Below are 18,068 nucleotides of genomic sequence, written 5' to 3'. Positions count from 1 at the left end.
AGGCGGCCGCACTGACCGGCGCACCGGCCAGTGCGGCCGCCGCGCCCTTCCCCGTCACCGCGTCGTTCGGCGCCGGTCCCTCCCCTCGTGGGGACCGGTGCCGAACTGTATGGGCCTCGATCCGCGTCGCGCCGACTGGTGCGGATCGAGAACAGGCGGATCCGTGGTCGACGCGATCGCGGTCCGCAGGGGACCGACTCCACGGATCTCCCTGGCTCACACGGCGAGACCGACGCCGTCGTCCCGTGACTCCGACAGAAGATGGCCGAGAACAAGCGGCGTCATGTTGTGTCTCCGAGCGTGAGCTGATGGCCTGTCCGGGCGCCGCGCGATTGGTTCGTTCCTGCGTCGTGATCCTTCCAGCTGTGGCTCCCCCGGAGGAGGTTCCGGTATCGGTGCCATGACTTAGCCGCAGGTCAGCCGTATAAAGTGAGTTTTCCGGTCCGGATGCCCAGGCGCGGGGCAATGAGGAGAAGTGAGGAGTGGAGACCTTGAGTTCCGACTCGGGGGCGCGCACGGCCTTCGCGGAACGTCTCGCACTGCTCTACAAGGAGGCCGGTAACCCTCCGCTCAAGAGCGTGGCCGAGGCGGTCGTCCGGCTTCAGCGGGTCGACGAACGAGGGCGCCCCGTACGGGTGTCCGCTCAGCGGATCAGCGACTGGCGACGGGCCAAGAACGTGCCCGCCCACTTCACCGCCCTCGCGGCGGTACTGCACATCCTGATCCCCCAGGCACGGCGCCAGCAGCCCGCACCCGTCTCCCCTGGCCTGTACGACCTGACCCAGTGGCAGCGCCTGTGGGAGCGCGCGCTCGCCGACCCGGTGGGGGACCCCTCCGCGACCTCCACGGAGGAGGGGGAGAGCGAAGAGGGAAGAAAGGGCGAGAGGGGAGGCAAGGGAAGCAAGGGAGATAAAGGGGAGAGCGGGAAGGAACCGGCATCGCGTCCAACTCCGGTCGTTCCGGGGGTGGTGTGCCCGTACCGGGGGCTGGCTTCGTACCGTCAGCAGGACGCCCGTTGGTTCTTCGGCCGGGAGCGGAGCACGGACGCCCTCGTGGCCCAGCTTCGCGCGGCGGAGGAGCCCGGCGGCCTGATCATGCTCGTCGGCGCCTCGGGGGCGGGGAAGTCGTCCCTGCTGAACGCCGGTTTGGTTCCCGCATTGCAGAGCGGCGCGCTGGACGAGGACGCCGAAGACGACGGCAGGGCACGGCACGTTCTCCAACTCGTGCCGGGAGCCGACCCTCTTGGGGAGCTGACCCGCCGGATCCCTGAACTCGCCCCCCTGGCCTCTGCGTCGGAGCCGTCCACGGCACTGCAGCCCGGTACGCCCCAGTTCGCCCGCGCCGTCCGGAAAGCCGTCACCGCATGGGCGCACCGGGACGCCCGCTCCGCCGCGCGCCCGGTCGTCATCGTGGACCAGTTCGAGGAGGCGTTCACCCTCTGCTCCGACGAGGCGACCCGGCGCACCTTCGTCCAGATCCTCCACGCCGCCTGCACACCAGCCGAATCGAATGAACCAAGCACACCAGACGAACCGGAATCCACGCCCCCCGTCCTCGTAGTCCTCGGCATACGAGCCGACTTCTACGAGCAGTGCCTCGGATACCCCGAACTGGCCGACGCGTTGCAGCACCGGCACATGGTGCTCGGGCCGCTCACCACCGCGGAGTTGCGCGAGGCGGTGACCGGGCCGGCCAAGGCCGTGGGGCTGGAGCTCGAACCGGGCCTTGCGGAGCTGATCGTCCGGGAGGTGAGCGCCGACGGTCCGCGCGGTGGGGGCACCTCCCGCGCCTTTCGGGCTGTGGGGGAGCACGACGCGGGGGTGCTGCCGCTGCTCTCCCACGCTCTGCTCGCCACCTGGCAGCGGCGGAAGGCGGGACGGCTGACGCTGACCGGCTACCGCGCGGCGGGCGGCATCCAGGGAGCCGTGGCGGCGACCGCCGAGCGGGCCTGGTCCGGGCTCGACCCGGCGGCGCGTACGGCCACGAGGCTGCTCCTGCTCAGGCTGGTTCGGCTGGGCGAGGACACCCCGGCCACCCGCAGGCGGGGCACCCGGCGCCAGTTGGCTCAGGAGTCGGCGAACCCGGGCAAGACGGAGGAGTCGCTCGAAGCGCTGGTGCGCGCCCGGCTGGTGACGCTCGACGCGGAGACCGTGGAGATCACCCACGAAGCGCTGCTCCACGCCTGGCCGCGGCTGCGCGACTGGATCGACGAGGACCGCAACGGCAACCTGCTGCGGCAGCGGCTGGAGGAGGACGGCAGGGCCTGGGAGGGCTCGAACCGCGACTCGTCGCTGCTCTACCGGGGTTCGCGGCTGGAGCAGGCCCACACCTGGGCGACCTCCGCCAGGGATGCGGGAGACACGTTCCTGACCCGCAGCGCGGTGGAGTTCCTGGCCGCGTCGGTGAGGCTGCGCAGGCGCACGGTGTGGATCGGCCGGAGCGCGGTGTCGGCCCTGGTCGCCCTGGCGGTCCTGGCCGTCGGCGCGGCGGTCGTCGCGTGGCAGCAGCGCAACGAAGCGGTGTTCGAGCAGGTGATGGCCGAGGCCGACCGCGCCCAGTCCAAGGACCCGTCGCTGTCCGCCCAGCTCTCCCTGGTGGCCCACCGTCTGCGCCCGGACGACGCGGACGCCGGCAACCGGCTGATCTCGATCGTGAACGCGCCGCTGGCCACGCCCCTGCTCGGCCACAACGGCGCCGTCTATCTCACCTCGTTCAGCCCGAACGGCAGGACCCTCGCCACCGCCAGCTACGACCGGACCGTCCGCCTGTGGGACGTGAGCGACCGGGGCCGTCCCAGGAAGCTCGGCAAGCCCCTCACCGACCACACGAGTTGGGTGAGCAGCGCGGTCTTCAGCCCGGACGGCCACACCCTCGCCAGCGCGGGCGACGACGGCACGATCCGGTTGTGGAACGTACGGAACCCCCGCCGCCCGACCCGGCTCGGTGAGCCCCTGACCGGCCACAAGGGCACGATCTACCTGATCGCCTTCAGCCCGGACGGACGCACCCTGGCCTCCGTCGGCGAGGACCGCACCGTACGCCTGTGGAACGTGGCCGACCCCGGCAGGCCGAAGCCGCTCGACACGCTGACCGGCCACACCGCCGCCGTACGCTCCGTCGCGTTCAGCCCGGACGGACGCATGCTGGCGACGGGAGGCGACGACGACACCGTCCGGCTGTGGGACGTGACCGACCCCGCACACACCACACCCATCGGCTCGCCCCTCACAGGCCACACGGACCTGGTCCACTCCGTGGCCTTCCGCCCCGACGGACGCACCCTCGCCAGCGGCAGCGCGGACGACACCGTCCGGCTGTGGGACGTGACCGACCCGGCACGCGCCACACCGATCGGCTCGCCCCTCACCGGCCACACCGGTCCCATCTGGTCCGTGGCCTTCAGTCCGAACGGGGAGCAGCTCGCCGCCGCCAGCGCGGACAGCACGGCGAGCCTGTGGAACGTGAGCGATCCGGAGTACCCGTCGCGGGTCGGCGAGCCTCTCGCGGGCAGCAGCGGCGAGATGTACGCCCTGGGCTTCAGCCCCGACGGCCGGACCCTCGCCACGGGAAGCGGCGACAGCAAGGTCCGGCTGTGGTCGATACCTGGGTCGGACATGATCGGCCGCAGCGGGGAGTTCCGCCCGGACGGGCGGGTGCTCGCCACGGCCGCACGCGACGGCGGCGTCCGGCTGTGGGACGTGAGGGCTCCCGGCAGGCCCGTGCCGCTGAGCAGACCGTTCATGCGTGCGGAAGGCGGCCAGGAGATGGTGTTCTCCCCCGACGGCCGCACCCTCGCGGTGCTCACGGGAGACCGGACGGTGTACCTGTGGAACGTCACCGACCCGGCCCAGCCGGTCGCCCACGGGCCGCCCATCGCACTGCGGACACGGTTCATGGGCCCCGACTCGCTGGCGTTCAGCCCGGACGGGCGCACGCTGGCCACCGCCTACTCCGACCGCACCTTCCAGTTGTGGGACGTCGGCGACCCGTCCCGCGTCGTGCCGTACGGCGCACCGCTCACCGGCCACAAGGGCTACATCAACTCCCTGGCCTTCAGTCCGGACGGCCACACGCTCGCCAGCGGCAGCGCGGACGGCACCATCCGGCTGTGGAACGTGACCGACCCGTCACGCACGACGCCGATCGACTCACCGCTCAGATGGCACGCCGGACCCGTCAACGCGCTCGCCTACAGTCCGGACGGCCGTACGCTGGCCAGTGGCGGCGACGACGACACGGTCCGGCTCTGGAACGTCACGGACCCCGCCGAGGCGACCCGGCTGGGCTCCCCCCTCACCGGCCACACCGAAGCGGTGGTGTCGCTGACGTACAGCCCGGACGGGCACACACTGGCGAGCGGCGGCAACGACAACACGGTCCGGCTGTGGGACGTCACCGACCCCGCCGAGGCCGCTCCCATAGGCCGGTCGATGAGCCCGAACGCCAGGACAGGTAATTTCCTTTCATTCAATCCCAAAAGCCACATGCTCGGCATATCCAGCGGAACCGATACCGTCCGACTGTGGAATCTGGACGCCGACGACGCCATTCGCCGTATTTGCGCGACCACACGGGGCGTTCTGACACCGGAGAAATGGCACGAGTACCTACCCCGGTTGTCGTACGAGCCCCCATGCGACCAGTAACGGAGCGTGAGCTTTCTGTTGCCACCACGGCGAACGACGTCAAGTGATCCCGATCACAAGTCCTCGGTACAGTCGGGCGGTGGGCTCCCGTCGGACCAGCAGCCTTGTTACGCTTGTTCATAGCCCGATCGCTGGTGCATCCCCCGTCGCCAGCGATCGGGCCCTTTCATGTCCGGCACCTCCCAACTGCCGTGTCTGGCTGGGCAGTTGTAGAACCGGTCGCGAGGCCGGACCATGCGCGAAGGGCATTGGCGTGCTCCTGGATCAAGGACATCCGGGCCTCCCATTCCGCCCCGGCCCGGTGATTCGGGTGCGTGGTGATCTGCCCCGGATGCTTGCGGTACACGAGGCCGGTGTCGCCGATGAACCATCCGTCCGCCAGAGCGTCGAGTCCGAGCAGCAGGCCCGTGTCACCGGAGGCCGGCAGGGCCATCCAGCCGCCCAGCAGCGCCAGGAGAGGGCGCCGAACACACAGCGTGGCGGGATGGGTCCGGGGCCGGCGGTGCTCGGCCCAGAATCCGTACGCGGTGCCTCGCGGGAGCCGGCCGGGCTCCGGATCGCCGTCGAAGGAGACGGTGCTGCCGTCCTCAAGGAGGTCGACCGCCCGGGACGTGGTCCAGCCCACCGCAGGGTGCTCCTCCAGCACGGCGATGTCGCGCCCGAGAGCTCCGGCGGCGAGTTGGTCGTCGGCGTCCAGGTTCTTCACGTACACACCAGTTGACCGGGCGAACGCCAAGGTCCGCGCCACGTGGGGGCCGCCTTGCCGAGACGCCGAGATCCGGATGCGCGGATCGTTCTCCGGGAGATACGCGGAGGCATGGACGTCACTTCCGTCCTCCTGCACACACCACTCCCATGACCACCCGTCAGGAAGGTTCTGGGAGCGCAGAGATGTGTACGCCTCCGAGAGGAACCTCGCTCCCTGTCCATGGACCGGCGTGACGATCGAGATGATCTTGTTCATGAGGGCCTTTCCGGGGTCACCGTCCCCGTCAGTATTCCTACGGGCCCGCACTCGATTCCTACGGGCTCACGCTCGGACGGCAGGACGTCCGCGGGAGTCGTACGCTGATGCTGGTAGGCGCAGGACAGGCTCCATGAGGGATCGGTGAGCACCCGTGCCGAAGCCGTACGAAGTGATCGGGGACGGCTTCCGTCGCCCCCGCACACCGGCGGTCCGCGACAACAGCCGCCACCAGTGGGAGAAGAACCGGGCGCGCAGGCCGAAGCCCGAGCGGGCCGGGAGCGGAGCCACGGAACGCGATACCGGCCTCGGCACCGGCGACCTCGTCTTCTCCGCGAAGTACCGCGAGACCGGGGCGCCCCGGGAACTGGCGGAGTTGTTCGGCGTCCCGGAGGGCACGGCACTCGTCGAGCGCACCTACCGGACACGATGCGCCACCGAGAGCGCCCCCTTCGGCCTCGTGACCTCCTATCTCGTCCGCGACATGCTCGCGGGGAACCCCGATCTCCTGGACGACGGCAAGGAGCCGTGGCCCGGCGGCACCCAGAGCCAGCTCTTCACGGTCGGCATCGAGGTGGACCGCATCGAGGAGCGCGTCACGGCCCGCCCGCCGACACCGGAGGAGGCGCGGGTACTGGAGTTACCGCCGGGGACGTCGGTGCTCGTGCTCCGCAAGACGTCGTACGACACCCAGGACCGCGCGGTGGACATCACCGACATCACCCTGCCCGGCGACCGCACGGAACTGGTCTTCACCACGTCCCTGGAAAGGTGGTGAGTGGACTATTTCCCCTGCGCCCATTTCCCCCTGGTCGGACTATTTCCCTGGTCAGACTATTTTCCCTGGTCAAAGGCCAGATCCAGCATCCGGATGGCATTCCCCCGCAGCAGCTTGTACGTCACGTCGTCGGGGAGTCCGGCCACGTGCTCAGCCGCCACCTTCTTCGTCTCCGGCCATGTCGAGTCGACGTGGGGGTAGTCCGTCTCGAAGGTCGCGTTGTCCACGCCCACGGTCTCGATCGCCTCGATGCCGTGCTTGTCGCGGAAGAAGCAGCAGAAGATCTGCCGGTAGTAGTACGTCGACGGCGGCTCCGGGATCAGGTCCCTGACCCCGCCCCAGGCACGGTGCTCCTCCCAGACGTCGTCGGCGCGCTCCAGGGCATACGGAATCCAGCCCATCTGCCCCTCGCTGTACGCCAGTTTGAGGCGCGGGAACTTCACGAGGACACCGGAGAAGAGGAAGTCCATCATCGAGGCCATCGCATTGTTGAAGCTCAGCGAGGCCTGCACGGCGGGCGGTGCGTCGGGGGAGGCAGCCGGCATCTGTGAGCTGCTGCCGATGTGCATGTTGACGACCGTCCCGGTCTCCTCGCACGCCGCGAAGAACGGGTCCCAGTAGCCGGAGTGGATAGACGGCAGCCCGAGGTACGTGGGAATCTCACTGAACGTCACCGCCCGTACGCCGCGGGCCGCGTTGCGCCGGATCTCCTCGACGGCCAGCTCGACGTCCCACAGGGGGATGAGGCACAGCGGGATCAGCCGCCCGCCGCTGTCACCGCACCACTCCTCGACCATCCAGTCGTTGTAGGCGCGGACGCACGCGAGGCCGACCTCCTTGTCCTTGGCCTCCGCGAAGGTCTGCCCGCAGAACCGCGGGAACGTCGGGAAGCACAGCGAGGCCTCGACATGGTTGATGTCCATGTCCTCCAGCCGGGCCTTCGGGTCCCAGCAGCCGCGCCGCATCTGCTCGCGGGTGATCCCGTCGAGGGTCATCTCGTCCCGGGAGAAACCGACGGCCGCGATGATGCGCTTGTACGGGAAGAGGGTGCCCTCGTACTCCCACCAGTCGGTGATCGGGCCGTCGGGGTCGGTGGTGATCCGGTACTTCCCGCCGATGTACTGGAGTTCGCCGATCCCGGCGGTGAGGGGCTTCGGCCCCCTGTCCCGGTACTTGGCCGGCAGCCATGTCTCGAAGAGGTGCGCGGGCTCGATCACGTGGTCGTCCACGCTGATCACCCTGGGCAGTTCCCCGGTACCGCCGTCCTCGCCGACCCCCTTGCCGACCTCCCTGCGGACCTCCTTGCCGACCATCCCGTACCCCTCCCTGTGCCGCACCGAGAGTCATCTGACGATCCGTCAGTTTCAAGTTAGGCGCCAGCCCCTCCGGCCGCAAGGGGTGGCCCGGAAGGGGCTCCGGGACAGGGGTCCGGGAACACGGCGACCGGCCAGGGCGTGAACGCCCTGGCCGGTCGCTGTCACGGGAGGCCGGGCCTCCCCGTCTCCCTGTCTCTGTCTCTCTGTCTTCTTACGGCGTCAGGGCCTGGCCCAGGCGGGCGCCCGCGGGCGTGCCCAGGGTGTCGCGGCCGTAGTAGACGCCACCGCTCGTGTTGACGCCCTTGCTGCCGCTGTCGAGCTGGAGGATGGTGCCGTCGTAGTCGTTCTCGCCCTCCACTCCGATGGCGAGATCGGCGCGGCCCCAGCCGGACAGGTCCTGCAGGACGACGGAGGACCCGAACTTGTCGTTCGGCTCCGTCCAGCCGGTGATACCGGTGGTGTCCTGGTGGAACGCCAGTGCACCGGTGCCGGTCAGGCCGGAGGAGGTGCCCTTCAGCAGCAGGGTCGTCCCGGCGTTCGCCTGGTTCGCGCCGCTGCGGGTGATGTCCTTGTTGGGGGCGCCCGCGAGGACGTCCGCGTAGCCGTCGCCGTCGTAGTCGCCCGCCGAGACCGACCAGCCGAGCGCGTCGCCGTCCTGGGCCGTGCCCGGTACTCCGGTGGTGTCCTGGTGGACGGTCTTCATGCCGGTCGTGGTGAAGCCCGTCGAGGTGCCGGGCACCACGGTGACCTGGCCGCCCCGGTACGCGCCGGACTCCGACGTGTACGCCTGGCCGATCACGAGGTCGTCGTAGCCGTTGCCGTTGACGTCGCCCGCGGCGATGGAGCGGCCGCCCTTGACGGACAGGACGCTGACCTTGACGAGGCCGGTGGCGGTGCCCTTGAACCAGGTGACCCGGCCGACTCCGGACTGGTCACGGTAGTTGAGGGCCACGTCCGCGTAGCCGTCGCGGTTGAAGTCGCCGGTCGCGGCGTCGGTGTACGCGACGGACCCGGTGGCCGTGGTCAGCTTGCCGGACTGGGTGGCGCCGCCGGTCAGGCGGACGTTCCAGGAGCCGCCGTTGCCGGTGCCGGCCGAGAAGACGTCGGCCTTGCCGTCGGCGTTGAAGTCGCCGACGGTGACGGCCGTGCCGAGCCGGGCGCCCTTGCTGGTCACACCGGTCGTGGTGTACGAGGTGCCGCTGTTCAGGCCGGGGCCGTACAGGATCGTGACCGCGCCGCGGTCGGCGTTCCCGGACGTGTCGTCCTTGCCGGGTACGCCGATGGCGAGGTCGGCGTACCCGTCGCCGTTGATGTCGCCCCAGGCGGTGGCGGCACCGAACTCGTCACCGGTCTTGGAGTCGCCGGGCACGCCCGGGCTGGACTGGGTGAGCTTCATCTTGGCGCCGGCGACCGGTCCGTCCGTGCCGCCCGGGATGATCACGACGTTGCCGACGTTGCCGGACGCCCTCGGCACACCGGCGACCAGGTCGGTGATGCCGTCACGGTTGAAGTCGGCGGTCGGGACGGCCGAACTGGCGCCGGGGCTCGCCGCGAAGCGGCGGATCTCACCGAGCTTGGAGTACAGGTTCGCGCCGGGGCACTCGGTGGCGTACGCGTCGCGGTGGCCGGAGATGGTGTTGAGGGTGGCCGCCTGGCCGTTCTTCCACACCCCGGTGTCGCCCTTGGCGGTCAGCGTGACCTTGCCCTGCGGGTTGCCGCCGTACTGGCCCAGCTTCCAGGCCGCGAGGCGGGCCACCGACTCCTGGGCGGCCCGGCTGGGCTTGCCCGCCGGGATGCCCTTGGCCGCGTCGCCCTCGAAGTCACCGAGGACGGCGATACCGGTGGAGTAGCTGTTGAAGCCGTACGTGTGCGCGCCGAGCACCGGCAGGTCGACGCCGCCCGCGCGGCCCTCGAAGATCTGGCCGCACTTGTCGACCAGGAAGTTGTAGCCGAGGTCGTTCCAGCCGTTGGCGTCGATGTGGTACGCCATGATGCCTCGCACCAGCGCGGCGGACTGGGCACAGCTGTAGCTGTTCGAGCCGACCGTGTGGTGCACGAAGACCGAGCTGATCTTGTCGATGTACTCGGCCGGGTCGTCGACCTTCGACTCGTCCGCGCCCCAGGCGGCCCGGCTGATGACCGGGGGCTTGGTGACCGTGGACGGCGGAGCGACCGGCTTGGTGGCGCTCGGCGAGGGGGACGCGGACGCCGAGGGCGACGCCGGGGCCGAGTCGCTGGGCGACACGGGGTCCGTGGGCTCGGGAGCGGTGCTGCCCGTCTCGCTCGCCGTGGGGTCGGGCGCGGTGGCCGTCTCCGTGGGCGTGTCGGTGGACGTCGGGGTGGGCGGGTCCGTCGGCGACGGGGTGTCCTCGGCCACGAACGCGGCCGGTTCGATCTCGGTGCCCACCGACTTGGTCTCGGCGGTCGTCACCACGCCCGGGTCGACGAGGTCGACCCTGAGGCCCTTGGGGAGTGCGGCGCTGGTGTTGCCGTTCTTCCGGACGACCTGCACCTCGACACCGTCGGACGGCCCCACCCACAGCGGCTCCGAGGCCCCGCGCATGCCGGGCTCGACGTCCTCCGGCGGGTCCGTGTCGACCTCCAGGTTCTGCCAGTCGCTCCAGTCACCGGTCTCGGCGCTGCGGACGCGTACCTGTGCGGTTCCGTCGACCCGCTTCGATGCGCCGGTCCACGAGACGCCGAGCATGGAGAACGCCTCGGTGTCGGTGCGCGCCAGTTCGCGCTTGCCGCCCGTGCCCTTGAGGGCGACCTCGTGGACCTTCACCGGCCGCTTGGCCCTGCCCTGCGCGCCCGGTTCGTCCGAGGGGCCGGCGATGGCGTAGGTGACCGCGCCCGCGCCCCCCAGGACCACGGCACCCAGCGTCAGCCAGGCTCTTCGTTTCAGGCTCAGCGGTTGGTAGGCATGCGACGTACGGCGACTCAAAAGTCCCCCTATGGAGAAGCCACTTGGGGCACACCCGTCACATGGGTGACCCGCCATACCCAGCGCATACGCCCCCGCAAACATCACAGGCGGGGAGTCTCTGTGACGGATTCTTTGCCCGGGGCAGAGGATTCCCTGGTCAGCGCTCTCCGCCCCGGGCCGGCAACAGCCGGCCCGGGGACAGGACGGTAGGGGCGGGCCCGGGACGGGAGAGGGAGGACGGTAGGGGCGGGAGCAGGACGGGAGGGACGAGGTGGGGCGGGTCGAGAGATCCCCCTCGTCCACCTCGGCAGGTGCCTCTGCCTACCTCGGCAGGTGCCTCTCCGCGAAGTCCAGCTCCAGCCGCACCTGCTTGATCCGTTCGTCGACCACCAGGGAGCCGTGTCCTGCGTCGTACCGGTACACCTCATGCACCGCGCCCCGGGCCTGGAGGCGCCCCACGTAGTTGTCGATCTGGCGGATCGGGCAGCGCGGGTCGTTCACGCCGGCCGAGATGTAGACCGGCGCCTTGACCGCGTCGACGTACGTCAGCGGCGAGGACGCCTCGAAGCGTTCCGGAACCTCCTCGGGGGTGCCGCCCAGCAGCGTGCGGTCCATGGCCTTCAGGGCCTCCATCTCGTCGTGGTACGCCGTGACGTAGTCGGCGACCGGGACCGCGGCGATGCCCAGGGCCCACGCGTCCGGTTGCGTACCGAGCCCGAGCAGCGTCAGGTAGCCGCCCCAGGAGCCGCCCGTGAGGATCAGCCGGGCGGGGTCCGCGAAGCCGGAGGTGACCGCCCACTCCCGTACCGCCGCGATGTCCTCCAGCTCGATGAGGCCGACCCGGTGCTTCAGGGCGTCCGTCCAGGCGCGGCCGTAGCCCGTGGAGCCGCGGTAGTTGATCCGGATGACCGCGTACCCGTGGTCCAGCCACGCGGCCGGGCCCGCCGCGAACGCGTCGCTGTCGTGCCAGGTCGGGCCGCCGTGGATGTCGAAGACCGTCGGGCAGGGGCCCTGTACTCCGGCCGGCCGCTGGACGAGCGCGTGGACGCGGCCACCGGGCCCCTCCACCCACACGTCCTCCACCGACAGCGAGCCCGGGGACGTCAAGCCGGGCGGGTCGAGGACCGCTCCGCCCGAGGTCGAGCGCACGACCGGCGGCTCGGCGGCCGACGACCACAGGTACTCCACGCTGCCGTCGGGGCGGGCCGTCGCCCCCGACACCGTGCCCCTGGGCGTCCGGAGCCGCTCCAGCGCCCGGGTCCCCAGCTCGTAGCGGTACAGCTCGCTGCGGGCCTCGAAGCTGTGCACCACGAGCAGCGCCGAACCGTCCGGGTACCACTCGGCGCTCAGGTCGCCGTCGAGCTGTGCCGCGAGCCCCAGGTCGGTCTCCTCGCCGGACGCGACGTCCCACACCAGCGGCTCCCAGCGGCCGCCCCGCTGATGGCCGATGAGCAGCCGTGTGTCCCCCTCGACCGGCGCGAAGCCCAGCACCTCCAGGCCCAGCTCGACCGTGCCGCCCTTGGTGTCGTCGAGCTCCGCGACCGTCGTGCCGTCCGGCCGGAGCACGCGCAGCGCCGAGTGCATCGCGTCGCCGTGCTCGGTGTGCTCGATCGCGATCAGCGAGCCGTCGTGCGAGAGGTCGCCGACACCGGCCGACTCGCGGTGCCGGTAGATCACCACCGGGTCCGTGCCGGGCCCGGAGAGGTGGATCGTGGAGCCGTCCTCGTCCGTCGAGCGCCCGACGACCGCCGTACGGCCGTCGCGGCCGATGGCCAGCCCCGCCGGGTAGGAGGGTGCGAGGCCCGGCACCGCCTCCTCGTCGGGCCCGCCGTGGAACGGCTGGCGGCGCCACACGCCGTACTCGTCGCCGTCCTTGTCGTCGAACCACCAGATCCACTCGCCGTCCGGTGCGAGCACGCCGTCCGTCGTGCCGTTCGCCCGGTCGGTGACCTGGCGCTGCTCGGCCGTCGCGCGGTCCCACGCGTACAGCTCGTACGTCCCCGTGGCGTTGGAGACGAACAGCGAACGGTGGGGTGCGTCCTCCGCCCAGTCCGGCAGCGACACCCTGGGCGCGCGGAAGCGCTTCTCCCAGTCGGGCATCGACCCGGTCTGCTCCTGCGGGGTGGATCGGTTGGTCTCGGTCATGGCCCCATAGTGCCCGCCCGCCCGGACTTCCGCCGCCAAGGGCCCCCAGCCTGTGGAAAACTTTTCGTCCTCGCAGGTCAGGGTCGATTGTCAGTGGATGGGTGCACACTCGCGACATGACCTCCGACATGACCTCACGGGCGGGCGGTCCGATGCCCGGCGTGCCGAGAACCGATCTGCGCGGGGCCGTCGAGCGGTTCTGGGCCACCGCCGAGGCCCGGGACTGGACCGCGTTCGAGAGCACACTGGCCGAGGACGTGGTGTACACACTGCCGCAGACACGGGAGCGCATCACCGGCCGCGAGCGGTACGTGCGGTTCAACCGCGAGTACCCGGGCGACTGGCACGTACGGACCGAGCGCATCGTCGCCGAATCCGACCAGGTCGTCACATGGATGCACGTCACGACGGGGCCGGCGGAGATGCACGCGGTCTCGTTCTTCACGGGAGACGGATACGGCCGGATAGCCTCCGTCACCGACTTCTGGCCCGAGCCGTACGAGCCGCCGACGGGCCGGGAACACCTGACCGAGCGGTACTGAACGAGCGGTACCGACCGGGCGACACTGAACGAATGGCGCCGACCCCGCGATCCGGCGCCCCGCACCCGCCCCGTACCGTTGGCGGGGTGTACCGGTTCCTGCTGACGCCCCGATGGTGGGGGATCAACGTCTTCGTGCTGCTGGCCATCCCCTTCTGCTTGTTCATGGGGTCATGGCAGCTGGGGCGGTTCGAGGAGCGCATGGACAACCACCGCTCGGCGGGCGAACAGGCCGAGTCGGCGAAGCGCGAGGCGGCCCGGCCGCTGGACGAGCTGCTCCCCGTCGACAAGGAGACGTCCGGCAGACAGACCACCGCGACGGGACAGTACGGCAGGCAGCTGCTGGTGCCCGGCCGCAAGCTGGACGACCGGTCCGGGTACTACGTGCTGACGCTGCTGCGCACCGACGACGGCAGGGCACTGCCCGTCGTACGGGGCTGGCTGCCCGGTGACGCGGACGCCGCCAAGGCGCCCGCCGCCCCCCGGGGCGAGGTCACGGTCACGGGCGCGCTCCAGGCGTCCGAGACTCCGGGCTCGAACGGGGTGAGCACGACCGGCGGGCTGCCCGAGGGCCAGACCGGGGCGATCAGCGCGGCCTCACTGGTGAACCTCGTGCCGTACGACGTGTACGACGCGTGGATCACCCTCACCAAGGGCGACTCGGGCATGAAGGCCGTCCCCGCGGCCGCGCCCCAGGACACGGGCCTGGACCTGAAGGCGTTCCAGAACCTCGGCTACACCGGCGAGTGGTTCGTCTTCGCGGGCTTCGTGGTCTTCATGTGGTTCCGTCTGCTGCGCCGCGAGGTGGAGTTCGTCCGGGACGCGGAGCTGGGTCTGGTCGACGGCGAGGCGCCGGCGCGGGAGGCCGAGCCCGCTCGGGAAACCGCGGCCTCCTAGGCGGAGTGAGTGGCCTCCCGGGCGGAGCGAGTAATCCGAGTGGCTTTCTGAAGGGCTTCGAAGAGGTACGGGTCGTCGAGGCGTGCGTCGTCGAGGCGGTCGCGTACGTCCGTGAGGAGCCAGTCCAGCAGTTCCGGAGCGGCGTGGTACTCGTCGTAGAAGCCCATGTGCAGGTCGACGATCTGGAACTCGAACAACACGTCGTCGATGAAGTCCGTCAGATGGGCGTCGGCGGCCGGGGTGCGGGTGCCGTTCCACATGTCCAGCCAGGGGCGCACTCCGCCGGTGACGACAGTGATGAGGCTGAGGGTGTCCCTCACGGAGACGGGGCTGGGGTGGGTGTGCAGGGTGGCCTCCCACCAGGCCGACCAGACATCGCGCAGGGCACCCGCCAAGGGTGCGTCCCAGGTGCTCCAGCCCGCCTCGATCAGGCGCGTGGCAATGAGGTTCTCGTCGACGTGGAGCCGACCGGTGACGACGGACCGGACGATGCGCGGGGCAAGACGGCGGTAGAGACGCGGGAAGTCGTCCCAGTGGCTGGGTACTTCAGAGGCGACTGAGGACACCATGTCCTCGGCTATCAGGTGCAGCGGCTTGGAGAGTTCGGCAATGCCCCCTTCGCCGTAGCAGTACGTGCACCCCTGGACGGGGAAGGGCTCTTCGGAGGCGAAGGCGCGGTCGAGGGCGTCGAGAGCTGCCGTGAGCTGCCGTTGGGCACGGGACATGGCGACCTGCCGGGGACTCCGTCCGGGTGACCGGCGAAGATCGCAGGCTATCAGGCGGTGTTGTCTGTCGTGCCCCAACCTCCCACCGGGCCGAGCCTGTTGGCATGAGCGCGCTAAACCGATCCGCAGGCGCCGGGAAGTACGGTCCGCCCGGACGATCGCCCACCCGAGAACAGGACATCGCTCATGAGCATCGCCAGCCCCCTGGCCGGCAAGCATGTAGTCGTCATCGGCGGCACCTCCGGCATCGGCCTCGCCATCGCCGAGCGCGCCCTGGCGGCCGGGGCCCAGGTCACCGCAGCCAGCCGCAACCCTCAGCGTGCCGCGGGCAACGTGCCCCCCGGCATAGCGACCGAGCAGGCCGACATCACCTCCGCGGCCTCGATCGAGTCCCTCCTGGACCGTGTCGGCCCCTTCGACCACCTGGCCATGTCGGCGGGCACCACTGCCCTCGGCACCGTGCGGGAACTGGACTCCGCTGCCGCGCGCAAGTTCATGGACACCAAGTTCTGGGGTGCCTACGAGGGGGTACGAGCCGCGGCCGACCGCATCGCGAAGGACGGCTCGATCGTTCTGATCGGAGGCATCGCGAGCCGCAAGCACGGTCCGGGACGCCCGATGATGGCCGCGATCAACGCCGCCCTGGAGGCCTTCGGCAGGGCCAACGCAGTCGACCTGGCCCCGGTGCGGGTCAACGTCATCGCCCCTGGCCTGGTCGAGACCCCCGCCTTCGACGACGTCCCGGAGGACGTGAAGACACGGCTGCTCACCCAGTACATCGCCAGCGTGCCCGTCGCACGCGTCGGCCTGCCCGAGGACATCGCCTCGACCGCGCTGTTCCTGATGACCAACGGCTACGCCACCGGTTCCGTGGTCGACGTCGACGGCGGCGTCCAGCTCACCTGACCCGGTTCGGGAGGACCCGGGCGGCCCGGCCCGGCGCGCTCGGCGCCGGGTCGCGGCTCAGCTCAGGAGCCCGGGAGCAGCCCCGTGCGGTAGACCGTGCCCGCACAGGCGTTGGCCACCGTGGTCGGGGTCGCCGGTGTGCCGACCGCGGTGGTGTGGGACACCACGACGCTGCCGTCGGCGACGCCGTCCGCGATGAAGAGCTGGGGTGCCGTGCCACTGCCCTCGGTCGTGGAGCCGTCGGCGGTGGCAGGGTTGTCGGTGGGCGACGGTTCGGGCGACGGGTCGGGATCGCTGACGGTGGGACACGTCTCCGAAGGCACCCAGGCGAACTTCACCACGTACGCCGCGCCCGGCTGCAGCACCATCTGGGCGGCGGACACGGACGGGTCGGGCAGCCCCGCGGCCGCGTCGCCCGCCACGTGGTCCGCGACGAAGATCTTGGAGGAGTCGGCCGCGCCCTGGGCGGTCACGCTCACGGTGCCGGGACCGGTGACCGCACAGCTGGTGCCGGAGACGTTGGCCACGCGGAAGCTGCCGTACACCGCGCCGCTGGAGTCGGGGGACGCCACGCTCGCCGAGGTACCGCCGAGCTCGGCCGCCGTACAGGTCGGTGTGCTCGCGGGCGAGGCGCTGGGCGCGGGCCCGGTGGCGCCGCCGCCGGTCGCACCCTTGTCCGGGTCGTCCTTGTCCTTGCCGCCGTCCTTGCCGGTCTCCTTGCCGGCGGAACCGCTGGAGCCGTCCGGTGAGCCGGCGCCGCTGCCGCGGCCCTTGTCCTGGGCCGCGCCGCCCTGCGCCTGCGAGCTGTTGGCCACGTTGGACGGGTCGGCGCTGGAGCCGGTGGAGTTCGAGACGTGGACGACGGCCGGGATCGCCGTGCCGACGAAGAGCGCGGCGGCGGCCAGGCCGACGACGGCGTGCCGCTTGCGGGCCCGGCGGGCCGGCACCGCACGCCGCAGGTGCTCCAGGGTGCCGTCCCGTGGCTCGATCTCCAGGACGGCCTGGTGCAGCATCCGGCGCAGCGCCAGTTCGTCGGACCCGAGCCCGTCGGGACCGCCCTCGTCACCCGGGCCGCCATGACCGTCCGAGCCGTCGGCTCCGGAGACGAGGGCCTCCAGCTTCCGGCGGCCCGAGCCGAGTCCCTCGCCGTCCTGGTCCGTGGGACCCTGACCTTGTTCGTCCGGGCCGTGATTCACAGTTCTGTTCCCAGCGTGCGATGCGTGGTCTTCACGCTCGTCGTGTAGTTCGTGCAGTTCATGGTCTTCATACGGTTCGCGCTTGCCCTGCGGTTCACGCTCGTCCTGCGCTTCGCGCTCGTCGTGCTCGCTCATGCCGGTGCCCCCATGGCGACTCTGAGGGCCGCTATGCCGCGCGAGCCGTACGCCTTGACCGAGCCCAGCGATATGCCGAGCGTCTCGGCGACCTGCGCCTCGGTCATGTCGGCGAAGTAGCGCAGGACGAGGACCTCGCGCTGCCGCCGCTGGAGCCCCTTCATCGCCTTGATCAGCGAGTCGCGCTCCAACTGGTCGTACGCGCCCTCCTCCGCGCTCGCCATGTCCGGCATCGGCTTGGTCAGCAGCTTCAGACCGAGGATGCGGCGGCGCAGGGCCGAGCGGGACAGGTTGACGACGGTCTGGCGCAGATACGCCAGCGTCTTCTCCGGGTCGCGCACCCGCTTGCGCGCGGAGTGCACGCGGATGAAGGCCTCCTGGACGACGTCCTCGCAGGACGCGGTGTCGTCGAGGAGGAGCGCCGCGAGACCGAGCAGCGACCGGTAGTGGGCGCGGTAGGTCTCGGTGAGATGGTCGACGGTGGTACCCGCCGCCGTGGTCTCCTCGGCGCCGTCGCGCTGGTTCGGTATGCGGGCGGGCCGCGCTGCGGGCATGGGGGCGATCACCGGCATGCCGCCGGACGTGCCGGACATGCGGGGACGGGCGGCCTTGCGAGGGGGCCGCAGGGCCGTGCCTCTCGCCTGTACCGCGGTGAAGTCGAGTACCTCTGCCACGCTTGTTGGACACGCGTCCCCCCGTGAGGGTTGTACGCGACGGCCGTCACGTTTGTGTCAGGCCGTACCTCCGCCGACGCGTCCGACGGTCTGTCCGACAGCGTGACGGACCGCGTGTCACATGTCCGCATGCGTACCAGCTCTTCCCCTGTGCCCGTGTGTAGTGGCGTCCGGCCCCCCGAAGGGCGTCCGCAAAGACGCTCCCCGCCCCCCGCGCGG

The 18,068-nt window shown here is 70.9% G+C and carries 12 protein-coding genes; 5 read left to right on the top strand and 7 right to left on the bottom strand.

From position 1 onward, the window contains the following. The first annotated feature begins 482 nt into the window (after positions 1 to 482). Positions 483 to 4,646, top strand: a complete 4,164-nt coding sequence (locus E0500_RS10915; protein ID WP_131563715.1) for an AAA family ATPase — start codon at positions 483 to 485, stop codon at positions 4,644 to 4,646. Positions 4,647 to 4,812: 166 nt separating this feature from the next. Here E0500_RS10915 and E0500_RS10910 read toward each other — a convergent pair whose 3' ends face one another. Then, positions 4,813 to 5,610, bottom strand: a complete 798-nt coding sequence (locus tag E0500_RS10910; protein ID WP_131563716.1) for a glycosyltransferase — start codon at positions 5,608 to 5,610, stop codon at positions 4,813 to 4,815. Between the two features lie 154 nt (positions 5,611 to 5,764). Here E0500_RS10910 and E0500_RS10905 point away from each other — a divergent pair, with 154 nt between their 5' ends. Further along, positions 5,765 to 6,388: a UTRA domain-containing protein gene (locus E0500_RS10905; protein ID WP_131563717.1), complete on the top strand. Its 624-nt coding sequence runs from the start codon at positions 5,765 to 5,767 to the stop codon at positions 6,386 to 6,388. 56 nt (positions 6,389 to 6,444) lie between these two features. Here the strand turns inward: E0500_RS10905 and E0500_RS10900 are convergent, their stop codons facing one another. The 3 genes from E0500_RS10900 to E0500_RS10890 all read right to left on the bottom strand — a co-directional run bounded on the left by E0500_RS10900 (position 6,445) and on the right by E0500_RS10890 (position 12,775). Then, complete coding sequence (locus tag E0500_RS10900; RefSeq protein WP_131563718.1) at positions 6,445 to 7,701, bottom strand: amidohydrolase family protein; 1,257 nt, start codon at positions 7,699 to 7,701, stop codon at positions 6,445 to 6,447. 214 nt (positions 7,702 to 7,915) lie between these two features. Then, positions 7,916 to 10,705 carry an FG-GAP-like repeat-containing protein gene (locus E0500_RS10895; protein ID WP_131563719.1) on the bottom strand — a complete coding sequence of 930 codons (2,790 nt, stop codon included), beginning with the start codon at positions 10,703 to 10,705 and terminating at the stop codon, positions 7,916 to 7,918. A gap of 246 nt (positions 10,706 to 10,951) precedes the next feature. Then, on the bottom strand, positions 10,952 to 12,775 hold the full coding sequence (locus E0500_RS10890; protein ID WP_181586953.1) for a prolyl oligopeptidase family serine peptidase: 1,824 nt from the start codon (positions 12,773 to 12,775) through the stop codon (positions 10,952 to 10,954). A gap of 116 nt (positions 12,776 to 12,891) precedes the next feature. Here E0500_RS10890 and E0500_RS10885 point away from each other — a divergent pair, with 116 nt between their 5' ends. Then, positions 12,892 to 13,317 (top strand): nuclear transport factor 2 family protein, encoded by a 426-nt coding sequence (locus E0500_RS10885; RefSeq protein ID WP_399118942.1) that lies wholly within the window; start codon positions 12,892 to 12,894, stop codon positions 13,315 to 13,317. A gap of 86 nt (positions 13,318 to 13,403) precedes the next feature. Continuing rightward, positions 13,404 to 14,213 (top strand): SURF1 family protein, encoded by an 810-nt coding sequence (locus E0500_RS10880; protein WP_131563720.1) that lies wholly within the window; start codon positions 13,404 to 13,406, stop codon positions 14,211 to 14,213. On the opposite strand, the gene E0500_RS10875 is transcribed toward E0500_RS10880, so the two are convergent. Further along, complete coding sequence (locus E0500_RS10875) at positions 14,210 to 14,938, bottom strand: hypothetical protein (RefSeq protein WP_131563721.1); 729 nt, start codon at positions 14,936 to 14,938, stop codon at positions 14,210 to 14,212. The two genes, E0500_RS10880 and E0500_RS10875, sit on opposite strands and share 4 nt — an antisense overlap. Positions 14,939 to 15,124: 186 nt before the next feature. On the opposite strand from E0500_RS10875, the gene E0500_RS10870 reads away from it, so the two are divergent. Continuing rightward, positions 15,125 to 15,844, top strand: a complete 720-nt coding sequence (locus tag E0500_RS10870) for an SDR family oxidoreductase (protein WP_131563722.1) — start codon at positions 15,125 to 15,127, stop codon at positions 15,842 to 15,844. A 62-nt stretch (positions 15,845 to 15,906) separates the two neighbouring features. Here E0500_RS10870 and E0500_RS10865 read toward each other — a convergent pair whose 3' ends face one another. Together E0500_RS10865 and E0500_RS10860 are read right to left on the bottom strand one after the other, a co-directional pair. After that, positions 15,907 to 17,175, bottom strand: a complete 1,269-nt coding sequence (locus tag E0500_RS10865; protein WP_258572735.1) for a hypothetical protein — start codon at positions 17,173 to 17,175, stop codon at positions 15,907 to 15,909. Continuing rightward, positions 17,172 to 17,747, bottom strand: a complete 576-nt coding sequence (locus E0500_RS10860; RefSeq protein WP_131563733.1) for a SigE family RNA polymerase sigma factor — start codon at positions 17,745 to 17,747, stop codon at positions 17,172 to 17,174. Before E0500_RS10860 ends, E0500_RS10865 begins: the two co-directional genes overlap by 4 nt. Between the last annotated feature and the right edge of the window lie 321 nt (positions 17,748 to 18,068).

This window comes from Streptomyces sp. KM273126 (assembly GCF_004337435.2).
Classification (GTDB): Bacteria; Actinomycetota; Actinomycetes; order Streptomycetales; family Streptomycetaceae; genus Streptomyces; species Streptomyces acidicola.
This window is presented reverse-complemented; position numbering and strand designations above follow the sequence as displayed.

Bases quoted from the DNA above. Each gene is read 5' to 3' on its own strand.
- E0500_RS10890 (WP_181586953.1), bottom strand. From the start codon at position 12,775: ATGACCGAGACCAACCGATCCACCCCGCAGGAGCAGACCGGGTCGATG.
- E0500_RS10895 (WP_131563719.1), bottom strand. From the start codon at position 10,705: ATGGCGGGTCACCCATGTGACGGGTGTGCCCCAAGTGGCTTCTCCATA.
- E0500_RS10910 (WP_131563716.1), bottom strand. From the start codon at position 5,610: ATGAACAAGATCATCTCGATCGTCACGCCGGTCCATGGACAGGGAGCG.
- E0500_RS10860 (WP_131563733.1), bottom strand. From the start codon at position 17,747: ATGCCGGTGATCGCCCCCATGCCCGCAGCGCGGCCCGCCCGCATACCG.
- E0500_RS10885 (WP_399118942.1), top strand. From the start codon at position 12,892: ATGACCTCCGACATGACCTCACGGGCGGGCGGTCCGATGCCCGGCGTG.
- E0500_RS10875 (WP_131563721.1), bottom strand. From the start codon at position 14,938: ATGTCCCGTGCCCAACGGCAGCTCACGGCAGCTCTCGACGCCCTCGAC.
- E0500_RS10865 (WP_258572735.1), bottom strand. From the start codon at position 17,175: ATGAGCGAGCACGACGAGCGCGAAGCGCAGGACGAGCGTGAACCGCAG.
- E0500_RS10870 (WP_131563722.1), top strand. From the start codon at position 15,125: ATGAGCATCGCCAGCCCCCTGGCCGGCAAGCATGTAGTCGTCATCGGC.
- E0500_RS10900 (WP_131563718.1), bottom strand. From the start codon at position 7,701: ATGGTCGGCAAGGAGGTCCGCAGGGAGGTCGGCAAGGGGGTCGGCGAG.